12 protein-coding genes are annotated in these 12,908 nt (G+C 66.1%); 4 read left to right on the top strand and 8 right to left on the bottom strand.

Annotated elements, in window-relative coordinates:
* Positions 1 to 19: 19 nt before the first annotated feature.
* From C4S71_RS08685 to rfaH, 5 genes are all read right to left on the bottom strand, one after another.
* Positions 20 to 1,150, bottom strand: coding sequence for a GGDEF domain-containing protein (locus C4S71_RS08685; protein WP_103968876.1), 1,131 nt, complete (start codon positions 1,148 to 1,150; stop codon positions 20 to 22).
* Positions 1,144 to 1,629 (bottom strand): hypothetical protein, encoded by a 486-nt coding sequence (locus tag C4S71_RS08680; protein WP_234239180.1) that lies wholly within the window; start codon positions 1,627 to 1,629, stop codon positions 1,144 to 1,146. Before C4S71_RS08680 ends, C4S71_RS08685 begins: the two co-directional genes overlap by 7 nt.
* 153 nt (positions 1,630 to 1,782) lie before the next feature.
* Positions 1,783 to 1,899, bottom strand: a complete 117-nt coding sequence (gene ccoM, locus C4S71_RS22935) for a cytochrome c oxidase subunit CcoM (protein WP_275949231.1) — start codon at positions 1,897 to 1,899, stop codon at positions 1,783 to 1,785.
* Between the two features lie 169 nt (positions 1,900 to 2,068).
* Entirely contained in the window at positions 2,069 to 2,575 is a 507-nt protein-coding gene (locus C4S71_RS08675; RefSeq protein WP_103968875.1) for an FKBP-type peptidyl-prolyl cis-trans isomerase, read from the bottom strand.
* 59 nt (positions 2,576 to 2,634) lie between these two features.
* A complete protein-coding gene (gene rfaH / locus C4S71_RS08670) occupies positions 2,635 to 3,177 on the bottom strand; it encodes a transcription/translation regulatory transformer protein RfaH (RefSeq protein ID WP_086510278.1) in 543 nt (180 codons plus the stop codon).
* A 179-nt stretch (positions 3,178 to 3,356) separates the two neighbouring features.
* Between rfaH and C4S71_RS08665 the strand changes: the two genes are divergently transcribed.
* Positions 3,357 to 4,724, top strand: a complete 1,368-nt coding sequence (locus C4S71_RS08665; RefSeq protein WP_086510277.1) for an AmpG family muropeptide MFS transporter — start codon at positions 3,357 to 3,359, stop codon at positions 4,722 to 4,724.
* 7 nt (positions 4,725 to 4,731) lie between these two features.
* On the opposite strand, the gene C4S71_RS08660 is transcribed toward C4S71_RS08665, so the two are convergent.
* A complete protein-coding gene (locus tag C4S71_RS08660) occupies positions 4,732 to 6,549 on the bottom strand; it encodes an SEC-C domain-containing protein (RefSeq protein WP_086510276.1) in 1,818 nt (605 codons plus the stop codon).
* Positions 6,550 to 6,657: 108 nt separating this feature from the next.
* Positions 6,658 to 7,902 (bottom strand): ABC1 kinase family protein, encoded by a 1,245-nt coding sequence (locus tag C4S71_RS08655; protein ID WP_103968874.1) that lies wholly within the window; start codon positions 7,900 to 7,902, stop codon positions 6,658 to 6,660.
* Positions 7,903 to 8,038: 136 nt separating this feature from the next.
* Here C4S71_RS08655 and C4S71_RS08650 point away from each other — a divergent pair, with 136 nt between their 5' ends.
* Complete coding sequence (locus C4S71_RS08650; RefSeq protein ID WP_103968873.1) at positions 8,039 to 9,976, top strand: DNA topoisomerase III; 1,938 nt, start codon at positions 8,039 to 8,041, stop codon at positions 9,974 to 9,976.
* 7 nt (positions 9,977 to 9,983) lie between these two features.
* On the opposite strand, the gene C4S71_RS08645 is transcribed toward C4S71_RS08650, so the two are convergent.
* A complete protein-coding gene (locus C4S71_RS08645; RefSeq protein ID WP_103968872.1) occupies positions 9,984 to 11,036 on the bottom strand; it encodes an SDR family oxidoreductase in 1,053 nt (350 codons plus the stop codon).
* Positions 11,037 to 11,197: 161 nt separating this feature from the next.
* Here C4S71_RS08645 and C4S71_RS08640 point away from each other — a divergent pair, with 161 nt between their 5' ends.
* Together C4S71_RS08640 and C4S71_RS08635 are read left to right on the top strand one after the other, a co-directional pair.
* A complete protein-coding gene (locus C4S71_RS08640; protein WP_103968871.1) occupies positions 11,198 to 12,103 on the top strand; it encodes a ketopantoate reductase family protein in 906 nt (301 codons plus the stop codon).
* A gap of 131 nt (positions 12,104 to 12,234) precedes the next feature.
* Positions 12,235 to 12,891 (top strand): hypothetical protein, encoded by a 657-nt coding sequence (locus tag C4S71_RS08635; protein ID WP_103968870.1) that lies wholly within the window; start codon positions 12,235 to 12,237, stop codon positions 12,889 to 12,891.
* Positions 12,892 to 12,908: the final 17 nt, after the last annotated feature.

Genomic DNA, 12,908 nt, shown 5'->3' with positions numbered 1-12,908 from the left:
ACAGAGCCTAGTACCCACCCTAGCCAGCCATCTCACGGCTGTCCAATGCCGCCACCTGCCAACCGTCGCGCCCCTTCTCCTTGACCTCGTACAGTGCCACGTCAGCGGCGGCATAACCTCTCTCGTAACCGGCATGGTCCGCCTTGAAACGTGCCGCTCCGACGCTGAACGTCACATACGTGGAATGCGGGTGTGACGGATGGGGCAAGGCAGCAGCGCGCAGTGACTCGACGAGGTTGCGACAGCTGTCATCCAATGACCGATCCTCCTGGCACTCGAACAGTACGGCAAACTCATCGCCCCCCAGGCGATAGAGCTGTACCCCCTGCCCCATGGCCTGCTGGATCAATTCGACCAGACGACGCAGCAGCCGGTCGCCATCGGGATGGCCAAGGCTGTCGTTGTACTGCTTGAAATAATCGATGTCGACGAGCAGCAGCCCCATCTGCCGCCCATGCTTGGCCACGACGTCATCATGCAGCGCGCTGCGGTTGCCCACGCCGGTAAGCGGGTCTCGCAGGGCTCGGCTCATCCACTCGAGGCTTTCTTTCGCCGACCTGGCGGCACGGCGGCGCTGCAGTTCGTGCATCAGCCAGAAGCCCAGCCCCAGCACGAAGATCACCAGGCTCCCGGCCAGCACCTGCCCCTGGTGACGACGCGTCTTGTCGACGAACTCCGCCGTGACGGCGCTGCGCCGGTCCAGCTGGTGCATCTCGATCCGGGTGAGGCAACGCATCGGGGCGAGCACGCTCTGTCGCAGGTGGGTGGCCGTGACAGGCTCATCGCCCTCGAGGCGTACGAGCAACTCGTCGATGACAGCGAGACTCGGCAGGGTGCAATCGTACTCGCGCCGATAGAGACCGATATCGAACAGACTGTAGGCAAGCTTTATCTGGAAGTGGGCCTGTTGCCGGATGTCGGCATCGTCCGGCGCCTGCAGCAGCAGATCGAGCCCCTGCTGCAGGTAATCGCGGGCACGCGTGGCCAATTGCTGACCGGTGAGGTTGCCCGACTGGCTGAAATAGGCATGGATCTCGGGGTAGACCCATCGCGTCTGATAAGCGATCAATAGCATCAACGCCACGAAGCTCATCAGGCTGAGCCACAGCCAGCGCACGTGCCGCCACCAGGGTTGCCCCGGTTCTACCATACCGCCTCGATGCTGCGGATCATCCACACCCAGTCGTTGAAATTGCGCAGATTGGCAGGATCCCGGCTACCGTAGTCACGCTCTACCAGGCGCACGGGGCCACGCTGGCGAAGGCTGATCGGCTCGTCGTCCTGGTGGGTGACGAGAATCCAGTTCGGATCGTCCCAGTCTGACAGCGTCACGTCGTAATCGTCCCAGGCCTCGAAATGCAGTTGGGGCGGCACCCGACCGAAGTGTTCGACGAGAAGATCGCGGAAGACCAGCCCACGGATGCTTACCTCTTCGCTCAGATAAGGCTCGAAGAAACGAAACTCGACGTCGGCCCGCTCCCGCAGCGACTCGATGGAGAGTTCGATTTCCCGTTCACCATCGTGCAGCAGCAGCGAATCGGGGTTGGCCTGTACCGCCGGAGCCAGCAGCAGCACTCCAAGCAGCACTGCCAGGGCACGGCCGTAAACGTCGCGTCCAGACTGGAACATGATCAAGACCCCTCGTTCTTTTTCTTGCTGTTATCGATCACGCCATCGGCGTATCGTTTCGCTGGAGTCTAACACGAAAAAATGCCGGCCCAATTGGGCCGGCTACTGGGGGGAAAACTCCCCCCTCCCCTGACGACTTGCCTACAGGCTGATTCAGTGCTTGCGCTTGCGACGATGGTCGCGAATCACGAAGCCGACCCAACCTGCCATGAATGCGATCATCATCGCGACGGTTACCAGTCCGAAAATTACGGCGTCATCCCAGTACATATCGTCTTCTCCCCGTCACTCGATGCGATGAGTTCACTCTAGCCCGTTGAAGGCAGAGGAAAACTGACCTGCATCAAATTTCGCCTCAGCCATGACGAGTGGCGCTCGGCGAATTGATGCAGGTCAGTTTTTCAGGGGGATTCGTGCGAGTTCGGCTCTAAGAAAAAGCCTAGGGGTGCTTGCGATCTTCGACTTGGGAAGGCGTCACATCGTTGGGAAGCGGGTGCCCCTTGGCCAGCTCGGCACGATTCGCCTCACGCACGCTAAGCACTTCCAGGGCATAGCTCAGGGTTTGGCCGGCTAGCGGGTGGTTGGTGTCGACCAGCACCTCGTCGTCGCTGACTTCGAGCACGGTGACGACCTGCGGGCCGTCGTCGCCCGGCGTCTGGAAGCGCATGCCCGGCGTCAGCTCCTGCTGGGGAAAGGCGCTGCGACCGAACGACTGCACCAGTTGCTCGTTGCGCTCACCGTAGGCGTCCTGCGGCGGCAGCGTCACGTCAAGTTTGTCGCCGGGTTGGTGGCCCGCCAGTGCGCGCTCGAGGCCGGCCATGATGTTGTCGTGGCCGTGCAGATACTCGAGCGGCTTGCCGCGTGCCCGCGAATCGTCGAGAACCTGGCCCTGCGCATCGCTCAGCACGTAATGAAGGGTCACGACCCGCTGCGGGGCGATGTTCATGGCGATCTCCTGGGCTCTGTGAACGTTTGGGTAGTGTGGGGGTAAAGGTCGTCGCAGGCTCAGCTGCCGGGGCGCAAGCTGGCCACGGGCATCTCCAGCTGCTGCTGCCGGTTGAGCAGATTGAGCAGCACGATGGCTCGCTCATCCCCCTTGTGGCTGGCAAAGACCGCCTGCAGGTCCTTGAACGGCCCTTCGGTGATCTCCACCTTCTCGCCGGCGCGGAAATAGACGTTGACGGCGCTCTCCAGTCCCTGCGAGCCCTGCTCTCGCAACATCGCGATGAGCTCGTCGTCGACCGGCAACGGATGGTTGCCGAAATTGACGACACGCAGCACACCGCGGGTCGAGCGAATCGGCCGCCAGTTGCTGGCAATGCGATCGAGGCGAATGAACAGATAGTGCGGGAACAGCGGCTCGTCCAGCCAGACCAGCTTGCCGCTGCGCTTCTTCTGCACCTGCAGAATGGGATGGAACAGCTCATAGCCCTGATTTGCCAGATGCTGGGCGGCACGGAAGGATTCTCCACCCTTGCACTGAACGACATACCACCGAGGCAGGTTATCGTCCGTGTCATCGATCGGCTGACGTTCGCTATGGCTCATGAAGGCCTCCTGATCGGAATTACCTGCTGGCATCGATGCCGGTGCTCTGCAACAATCGAGCGGCCGGACGATGGGTCCTCCTGGACCGTCCACCTCCGCCGAACGGCTGGTCATTCTATCATCGTTATCGGCCCCGGGCCGCCCCCTGGCCATCGTTACATCGAGGAGTTTCGCCACGCATGACAATCCCTACCGCTCAGCGCAGTTGGGGAGCCGCCCTGGCCATCTACCTTCGCGCACCCGTGATCACCATGCTGTTTTTGGGTTTCTCGGCCGGGCTGCCGTTCCTGCTGGTCTTTTCCACCCTTTCCGCATGGCTGCGCAGCGATGGCATCCAGGTGGCCGCCATCGGCTTCTTCTCCTGGATCGGCATGCTCTACTCGATCAAGTTCTTCTGGGCTCCCATCGTCGACCGCCTGGCCCTGCCGGTGCTGACCCGCACCTTCGGCCAGCGCCGCGGCTGGATGCTGCTGGCCCAGGCCATGATCGCCGGCGGGCTCATCGGCCTGTCGAGCCTCGATCCACAGCAGAACCTGGCCCTGGTGGCTGCCTTCGCCCTGCTGGTCGCCTTCGGCTCGGCAACCCAGGACATCGCCATCGACGCCTTTCGCATCGAGTCGGCGCCGGACGACATCCAGGCGGCCATGGCCTCCACCTACATCATCGGCTATCGCGGCGGCCTGCTGGCGGCCGGTGCCGGCGCCCTCTACGTGGCCTCCTGGATCTCCTGGCAGGCGGCCTACCTGACCATGGCCCTGCTGGTCGGCGTGGGGGTGATCACGGTGCTGCTGCGCCCGGAGCCCAAGCGACTGTCGCTCACTACTCAGTTGATTCACGAACCCAAGGTGCGAGCCTTCATCCGGGCCAGCCGCGGCAAGCCGCGAGCGCTGCGCCGCCTGGGGGCGTGGCTGATCGGCGCGGTGATATGCCCCTTCACCGATTTCATTTCCCGCCATCGCCTCAAGGCGCTGTGGCTGCTGGTGTTCGTGGCCGTGTTTCGCATCAGCGACCTGGCCATGGCGTCGATGGCGAATCCGCTCTACATCGATCTGGGCTTCTCGCTGGCGACCATCGCCAACGTCACCAACGTGTTCGGCATTGCCATGAGCATCAGCGGCGGCATTCTCGGCGGGCTGCTGGTGGCGCGCTACGGCATCGGGCCGATTCTGGTGCTGGGCGCGGCGGCGGCCACTCTGACCAATCTGCTCTTCGCCGCCCTGGCACTGGCCGGCCAGAGCCTGCCGATGCTGGTGATGGCCATCGTCGGCGACAACCTGGCCAATGGTCTGGCAAGCGCGGTGTTCATCGCCTTCCTGTCGAGCTTGACCTCACGGGCCTACACCGCGACCCAGTATGCGCTGTTCTCTTCGCTGATGACGCTGCCGGGCAAGTTCCTGAGCGGCTTCGGCGGGCTGGTGGTGGCGGCAGAGGGCTACGCCACCTTTTTCGTCATCGCCACCGCGCTGGGATTGCCCGCCATTGCCTTGGCGATCTGGATCAGCCGCGACAAGGACCTGGTACCGCCACCGACGCCGCGGGCCGCCTGACAGAATTTCAATCGTCGATCTGGCTCTGCAGCCAGGCCAGCGCCCCCGCCGTGGCACGCCACTGGTCGCGCATCAGGGTGCGGTACTGCCACGCTTCGGCGCGGGTGCCGGGCTCGGCGACGTTGTCCGGACCCAACTGAACCGGACGGGTCTGCTCGGCGCAGAGCATCGGCAGCGCGTGGGGATTGTGGCGATGCACGTCGCGCAGCGCCTCGTTGGCCTCGTCGATGCGCTGCAATCGAAACAGAGCCAGTGCCCTACCCAGGAGAATGCCCAGCACCGGCGTGTCGTCGCGCTGGGTCTCGGTCACGCTCAGCGCCTCACGGTCGCGACCTTCCCGCAGCAACTGATCCAGCACCAGTTCCTGCAACCCCAGGCTGTCCTGATCGTCGAGCGTCAATAGCCGCTCGGCCAGGCGCCGGGAGCGCTCGCGTGCCCCCCGCTCCATGCCGACCACCAGCGCCAGCCCGGTGCGCAGCAGCACGGCGTTGTCGGCGCTGTCCCACAGAAACGGCCCCTCGCCCTCGCCGCGAATTCGCTCCAGCCAGCGCTCGAGACGGTCGGAAAGCGGTTCGAACAGGCTGGGCGACATCCACGGCAGGCTGCCGAAACGACTGGTCAGGGCCAGGGTGAGCGCCTGCACCACCCGCGGCGAATCGAGCCACTCCGGATGCGCGCAGAGTTCACGCAGCCAGTCGCCGGCCTGCAGCCAGGGGTCGCCCTTGAGCCCCAGCGCGCTGTCGTCGTCCACGTCGACCTGGAAGTGCTTCTGCCAGGCCGCGAACAGAGTGTCTTCACGGGCGCTGCTGCGATATTCCAGCTCGCCGTTCTCGGTCTCGCCAATGTTCAGCCCTGGGGCCGGTGGCAGCTCCGCCAACAGGGCCTGCAACGAAGCCAGCGGCTCTGCCAGGTCCTCTTCGGCGTTGAGCAGCTGATCGGCCAGCGTGGCGCCCGGATTCTCCGCCAGATCGGCCAGGAACTGCAGCTGCTCGGGCTCCAGGTCGCCCTTGCGGGCCAGACGCCGGAACCAGAAGCGGGCTCGCTCGGCGGCTTCCTGCTCGTGCCCTTCGTGCAGCAGCAGCATGGCTTCGATGTAGGCCAGGGTCGGTGAGTCGGGCAGCGCCTGCTGGGCGCGCACGAAGGCGGCCCGGGCGCTGTCCAGATCGTCGCTGTCGAGGTGCATGAGACACAGGCGCTCCAGCGCCACCCCGCGCAGGAACAGCGGGCCGCGGTCGAGCACTTCATCGAGCAGCTCGGCCCGCTTGCGCGTGAAGCCGCGCTCCTGATAGAGATCGATCAGCAGCTCGAAGGCCGGCTCGGCCTGAGCGGGAAGGCGCGACCAGTCGGCACGCTGGAACAGCGACTCGAGGATCTGCTGGGCGCGCCCGCGCTGGCCGGTCTCGGCGGCGATCAGCCCCGCTTCGAGCAGGGCCTGAGCGGGCGCGTGGCCGCTCTCCAGGGCCGCCTTGAGGGTGGGTCCCTTCCAGTCGCGCAGCGAGAGCATCCACATCAGGTGATCCGGCACTTCGGCCGGCATCGCGACGGCTCCGCAGCAGTGCTTGGTCTTGCGCCCGGAGTCGCACCAGCAGGGTTCGTTGCGCCCCGGACGTGCCAGCGGCTCACAGGTGAAACCGGCGCGCTCCAGCGGGGTCTGGCTCCACAGAATGGGCGCCAGCGCCTGGGCCATGGCCAGATCGCCGCCCATCAGCTCGGCTCCCTCCTCGCGCGCCCAGGCCATGAACGCCGGATAGCGCTCCTCCTCTCGGATGGCTGCCAAGGCACCCGAGGCAAAACCCAGCAGTTGCTCCACCCATACTGCCAGCATTCACTCTCTCCGCCAGTTCGAAAATGGCGCATATAGTAACAGGGAAGCGTGACTCGGTGTTGTGCGCAAGGAGCGCTCACACCCGTTTCGGGCTCCGGCCCCCTGACCTCAACGGCGCGCCCATTCCAGCAGCGGTCGGGTGCGGGCATGCATGTCCAGGCGGGCCCCCAGGCGCACGAGATTCCAGTAGTGCCCGTTCAGGGTGCGCGAGAGCAGTAGCACGTCGGCAGGCGGCTGCAGGCGGTCCATGGCCGCCCACACCTTGGGCGAGAGGTCGCGCAGACGGCGATGCACCCTGACATCCGAGAAATCCTGAGGGCCCGGCTCGAACAGCGGCGCCACGGCCTCGGCAGATTCACGATACAGCGCCAGCGGCGCTCCCTGGCCCTGGCGACCGCCCAGCCGGCGCAGGGCATCGTCCATCGCCATGGGGTCGCCGGCCAGGGTGGCATCGAGCAACTGCATCATGGCGCGGAGATGCGCTTCGGGCACCGGGATCACCGCCCCCAGGTCATAGATCACCAGCCGGCCATCGTCGGCCACGGCAAAGTTGCCGGCATGCGGGTCGGCATGCAGTTCGCCGTGGGTAAATAGCTCTTCGGTGAGCCAATCGGCAAGCGTTGCGGCCACGCGTTGGCAGGTCGCATCGTCGGCCTGCTCCAGCTCGCGCAGCGGCGTGCCGGCCACGTAGCGCATGGCCAGCACCCGCGGTCCGGAAAGCTCGGGCAGCGGCTCGGGGATGAGCAATCCCTCGAGATGGGCGTAGCGCTGCCGATAGCGTGCCAGCGCGTTGGCCTCGGCATGGTAGTCGAGCTCGCCGCGCAGGCTGGCGGCAAGCTCCTCGAACAGCGCATCCAGACGTACCTGGGGCACCTTCAGCCAGCGCCCCAGCCGCATGATGCGTCGCAGCTGGGCCAGATCGCCTTCCAGAATCTCGGCCAGGCCCGGATACTGCACCTTGAGCACCAGAGTCTCGCCGGCATGGGTAACCGCGCGATGCACCTGCCCCATCGACGCACTGGCAAAAGGCCGTGTCTCGACTTCGCGGAAATGATGCTCCAGGTCACCGTACTGCTCCACCAGGGTACGGTGAATGCCCTCCCAGGGCATCGGCTCGGCCTGGCGCTGCAGCCGGGCCAGCTCCTCGGCGAGATCCGGCGGCAGCAGGTCGTCCCACTGGGCCACGATCTGGGCCAGCTTCATGGCCGGCCCCTTGAGCTCGGAGAGACCTTCGAACAGCGCCTCGCCCAGGGCGCGCCAGTCGGCTTCGCCACCCAGACGACTGCGCAGAAAGGCGCCGCCGGTACGCGCACCGAGACCGAAAAGCCGCCTCGTCCTTCCTCGTTCACGCATGTGATGCTCTCCTGGCCTTGTTTCCGCCGCACTACCATACAGGTACTGTACAGCTTTTTGCCCACCGGGATCTGGCCTTGTCGCCCGGATACTGTAAGAATATCCATAAACGAACTCTGCGAGGCCGAGTCTCCCCATGCGTCTGATCATTGCCGAGAAACCCAGCCTTGCACGGGCCATCGCCGACGCTCTGCCGGGCGGCACCAAGCGCGAGGATGGTGCCCTGCGCGGTCACGATACCGTCGTCACCTGGTGCCTGGGTCATCTGCTGGAACAGGCGCCGCCCGATGCCTACGATAGCGCCTACAAGCAGTGGCGGCTGGACCATCTGCCGATCCTGCCGACCCTATGGCAGCTGGCGCCACGCGCCAAGGCCAGGGGCCAGCTTGCCGTCATTCGCAAGCTGCTCAAGCAGGCCCGCGAAGTGGTACATGCCGGCGATCCGGACCGCGAAGGCCAGCTGCTGGTTCAGGAAGTGATCGAATATCTGGGCTGGAAGGGGCCGGTGGCACGCCTGCTGATCAATGACCTCAATCGGCCTGCGGTACAGCGCGCCTTGTCCCGCATGGAGGACAACGCCCGTTACCAGCCGCTCTACCGCGCCGCCGAATCGCGCTCCCGGGCCGACTGGCTGTACGGCATCAACCTGACCCGCGCCTGGACCCTGACCGGCCGCCAGGCCGGCCACGACGGCGTGCTCTCGGTGGGGCGCGTGCAGACGCCGGTGCTTGGCCTGGTGGTACGCCGTGATGCCGAGATCCGCGACTTCAAACCCTACCCCTTTTACGTGCTGTGGGCCGATCTCGCGGTCGCCAACGGCAGCCTGCGCGCCTGGTGGCAGCCCGGCGAGCAGCAGCGTCTCGACGAGCAGGGCCGCCTGCTGGAGCGCGCTCCGGCCGAAGCGCTGGCAGCACGTCTGCCAGGCGCCGAGGGGCGCCTGACGTCGCTCGAGAGTCGCCAGAAACGCCAGGCCGCCCCGCTGCCCTACTCGCTCTCGGCACTGCAGGTGGACGCCGCACGGCGTTTCGGGCTCTCCGCCCAGGCGGTACTGGATATCTGCCAGCGGCTCTACGAGCGCCACAAGCTGATCACCTATCCGCGTTCGGACTGTCGCTACCTGCCCGAAGAGCACCTGGCCCAGGCGCGCGCCACCTTGACCGGCGCCTGCGCCCAGGACGAGACGCTGCGCGGCTGGCTCGCCGGTGCCGATTTCACGCTGCGCTCCAAGGCCTGGGACGACAGGAAGGTCGGCGCCCACCACGCCCTGGCGCCTACCGGCAAACCGGCCGAGCTCGCACGCCTGGAGCGTGCCGAGGCCGACGTGTTCCGGCTGATTGCCCGCAACGTGCTGGCCCAGTTCTACCCGCCGCTGATCGCTCGCGAGGTGAAGGCGGAATTCACCATTCTGGGCGAGCGCTTCCGCGCCAGCGGGCAGGAGCTGCTGCAGCCGGGCTGGAAGCCGCTCTTCACCACCCGCGACGAAGCCCCGCCGCTGCCGCCCCTCAGCGAAGGGGAAGGCTGTCGGGTGACGGCAAGCGCAGTGGAAGATCGTGAGACTCGCCCGCCGGAGCCCTTCACCGATGCCAGTCTGATCAAGGCGATGATGAACATTGCCCGCTACGTCGATGACCCCGAGGTCAAGCGCACCTTGCGTGAGCACGACGGGCTGGGCACCGAAGCGACCCGTGCCGGCATCATCGAGACCCTGATCGAACGCGGCTATCTGGTACGCCAGAACAAGGCGCTGCGCGCCACCCGCCTGGGCAGCGGCCTGATCGCCTCGCTACCCGAGACCGCTACCCGTCCCGAGCGCACGGCCTTGTGGGAACAGCGCCTGACGGCGATCGCCGAACGCGACGATGACCCGGCCCCCTTTCTCAGCGCGCTGGTCGACGACCTGCGCGGCCTGCTGAGCAAAGCCGACACGCAGCGGCTGCGCCAGGCCATGGCCGCGGCCCAGGGCGAGGCGGCGGCGGCGAGCCCGCGCACCGCCCGGCGTAAATCGCCCGACAAGCGGCGGCGCAGCCGAAGCGAACCGGGCCGGAGCCGTAGCAAGCCGCGACGCAACGCATGACACTCGTTCAATCGAGCGGCCACGAACGCGGCACCAGCGCTGGACGCGGTCGCCGAAAACGCGGTACGGGAGACAACCGCCGCACCAGATAGTAAGAGAGGCCCGCCCCGAGCAGCAGCGCCGTCGTCGCGGTGCGGTGACGCATCAGCATGGCATAGAGGCTGTGCTCCAGGGTGAAGCCATAGCCGCCCCGCTCTTCGAGAACGTTGCGTGGCTCGTAGAGCGCTCCCCGGGTGGTATGGGAGAGGCGCTCCCGACTGTGCTGCATCCACGGCATGAGGTGGCTCATGACCTTGTCCGCCAAGCGCGGCGCCGCATTTCCCAGGGTCGTTACCGCCTTGCCGCCGCCCCCCACGACGATTTCCCTCTCCTGGTGCTCCGCGGCATGAAAGATCGCCCGCGCCACGGTCTCCGGCGCATAGACCGGCGGCGGGTTCTTGGGTCCCCGGTAGGTGTAATTGGCAGCATGGTCCTGGTAAGGCGTGTCGATGGCGGCCGGCTTGATCAGGGTGACCGACACCGGCGCCCCCGCCTGTTCCAGCTCCATGCGCAAAGCATCGGTATAGCCGAGTACCGCCGCCTTCGAGGCGCTGTAGATACCCTGCACGGGGATGGCACGCTCCGAGAGTACGCTGCCGACGTTGATCAACTTGCCGCCACGCTGGCGCAAGTGCTCGCAGGCCACCAGCGAACCGTGAACCATGCCCCAGAAGTTGGTATCGAACAGACGTCGCTGATCCTCCAGCGGAACATCCTCCAGATTGCCGTAAATCGCCGCAGCGGCGTTGTTGACCCAGGTGTCGAAGCCACCGAAGTGCGCCACGGTAGCCTCGGCCAGCCGGCGTACGTCCGCCTCGCTGCCGACATCGGTGACCGTGTGGATGGCGTCGCATCCCTGCTGGCGCAGTTCGGCCACCAGCTCGTCCAGCGCCTCTTCGCTGCGCGCGGCCAGCGACAGCCGTGCCCCACGTCGAGCGGCCAGTCGCGCCGTGACCAGACCGATACCCGTGGTCGCTCCGGTAAGCACGATGACCTGTTCGTGCAATCTCTTCAGCTGCATGCAACCTCCCTGGCTTGCTGCCTCGTCCTTGCTGCGGTTCCCGTACATGCCAGCACCGCGAAACCCTGTTACTGTTCCAGCTGACTCCTGAACCGACATAACCATGAGTGTAGAGTCGCCAAGCGGCCTCATGCTGTATGTCTAGGTAACCAAGACCTCTCATGAATGACGCAATGCATCTGATCGTCGGTCCCGGCGCCCTGGGCCGGCTCGTGGCCCTGCACCTGGCAGGGGTAGCGCCGGTCGCGGTAGCCGGACGGCGGACCTTGCCTGCGGCACAGACCCTCGTCACGCCGGAAGGGGTCAGGCGCACCGTGCCTCTGGACATGACCACCCTGGCGGAGCTGCCGCCGCTGGCACCGGCGTATCTGCATTTGACCACCAAGGCCTACGACGCCCACGCGGCCTACGAGAGCGCCATGGCCCGGCTCGCCGGCGCCCCGATCCTGGTGCTGTGGCAGAACGGCTATCAGGTCCAGCCGGAACTTCAGCGCCGCCACCCGGGCCCCGTACTGTGCGCCTCCACCACCGAGGGCGCCTGGCTGACCGGCGACGAGGGCGTGACCCATGCCGGCCGCGGCATCACCTACCTCGGCGACCTGAGCGGCCACCATGGCGAACGCTGCAGAGAGCTCGCCGCTACGCTGAATCGCGCGGGCCTGACCGCCGAGGCGGTGGCGGACATCGAGACGCGGCTATGGCACAAGCTGGCGATAAACGCCGCAATCAATCCCCTGGTGGCACGCTACCGCATCCGCAACGGTCAGCTGCGCGACCGGCCGTTTCGCCCCATGGTGGAACGTGTCGTCGACGAGGTGGCCGCGATCATGGCGAAAGTGGGCGTATCTCCACCACCAGCCGGCTGGCACGCGCTGGTGTGGCAGGTGATCGAGGGCACCGCCAACAATCGCGCCTCGATGCTGCAGGACGTGCTCGCAGGCCGGCCGACCGAACGCGATGCCATACTCGGGCCTCTGCTCGCTGCCGCCCAGCGACATGGCCTCGACACGCCTTGTCTCGAGGCGCTCTACGGCTACCTGGCGCGCGGCTCGGTTACGCTTCGTTGACGCCCGGCCTGGCACTACCCGGGCCAGGCTGCTAGGCTTTTGTGGGGATCCCGAAGGCGTGCTTCACGATCGTTTCAGTCAGCCTGAGGTATCACCACCGACTCACCGCACAGGGAAATGGATCTGAAAACATGAAAGTGTGTTTCAGAGGTGCCGTGGCCATGGCCGCCTGCCTGACGCTGTTGCCGCTATCGGCCGTGGCGGAAGACGGCATGACAGTCGCGGATGAACCCCTGGCATATTCCCATGCTTCTCTCGACCTGCTGGCCGCCCTGTCGCACACTCCGTTGAACGCTCCCGCCTATGCCGGCAAGACCAGCGACCTGATGTATCTCGACAACGGTCTCGTGCTGGAGGGCAGCGACCTGCAAACGCCGGATGGCTACACCTCGGGCTTTCGGGTGACGGCAGGCTTCTCGCCGGTCAACCTGCCGCGGCTCGACCTCGGGGCCGAGTTCACCTACCGCGAAAGCGACGAGGTGCCGACCCGCCACGCCGACCAGGCACTACTGGTGAATACCACGACTCTGGGCGGTAGCCTGGTGGCAGGCGTGCGGCTGGGCCAACTGGGTCTCTATGCCAAGTCGGGCTTCGCCGAATGGGAGGGCGATCCGGTGACCCAGAGCGAGTCGCTCTACATGGCGACCGCCGGCACCGCAAGGATTCAGGGCTTCGGCGCCCGGCTGCAGCACAACCGCCTGGTGAGCCGACTCGAATTCGAGGAGATCGACGCCCCGAGCATGGCGCATCTGAACCTCATCACCGCCTCTCTGCACTACGCCTTCTGAGCCCCACGTGGCTCTCA

This window comes from Billgrantia desiderata (assembly GCF_900108215.1).
Classification (GTDB): Bacteria; Pseudomonadota; Gammaproteobacteria; order Pseudomonadales; family Halomonadaceae; genus Halomonas; species Halomonas desiderata.
The sequence above is the reverse complement of the archived record's forward strand: the minus strand, read 5'-3'. Positions and strand labels throughout refer to the sequence as shown.

Bases quoted from the DNA above. Each gene is read 5' to 3' on its own strand.
- C4S71_RS08685 (WP_103968876.1), bottom strand. From the start codon at position 1,150: ATGGTAGAACCGGGGCAACCCTGGTGGCGGCACGTGCGCTGGCTGTGG.
- C4S71_RS08635 (WP_103968870.1), top strand. From the start codon at position 12,235: ATGAAAGTGTGTTTCAGAGGTGCCGTGGCCATGGCCGCCTGCCTGACG.
- C4S71_RS08640 (WP_103968871.1), top strand. From the start codon at position 11,198: ATGAATGACGCAATGCATCTGATCGTCGGTCCCGGCGCCCTGGGCCGG.
- C4S71_RS08660 (WP_086510276.1), bottom strand. From the start codon at position 6,549: ATGCTGGCAGTATGGGTGGAGCAACTGCTGGGTTTTGCCTCGGGTGCC.
- ccoM (WP_275949231.1), bottom strand. From the start codon at position 1,899: ATGTACTGGGATGACGCCGTAATTTTCGGACTGGTAACCGTCGCGATG.
- C4S71_RS08665 (WP_086510277.1), top strand. From the start codon at position 3,357: ATGACAATCCCTACCGCTCAGCGCAGTTGGGGAGCCGCCCTGGCCATC.
- C4S71_RS08680 (WP_234239180.1), bottom strand. From the start codon at position 1,629: ATGTTCCAGTCTGGACGCGACGTTTACGGCCGTGCCCTGGCAGTGCTG.
- rfaH (WP_086510278.1), bottom strand. From the start codon at position 3,177: ATGAGCCATAGCGAACGTCAGCCGATCGATGACACGGACGATAACCTG.
- C4S71_RS08650 (WP_103968873.1), top strand. From the start codon at position 8,039: ATGCGTCTGATCATTGCCGAGAAACCCAGCCTTGCACGGGCCATCGCC.
- C4S71_RS08645 (WP_103968872.1), bottom strand. From the start codon at position 11,036: ATGCAGCTGAAGAGATTGCACGAACAGGTCATCGTGCTTACCGGAGCG.
- C4S71_RS08655 (WP_103968874.1), bottom strand. From the start codon at position 7,902: ATGCGTGAACGAGGAAGGACGAGGCGGCTTTTCGGTCTCGGTGCGCGT.
- C4S71_RS08675 (WP_103968875.1), bottom strand. From the start codon at position 2,575: ATGAACATCGCCCCGCAGCGGGTCGTGACCCTTCATTACGTGCTGAGC.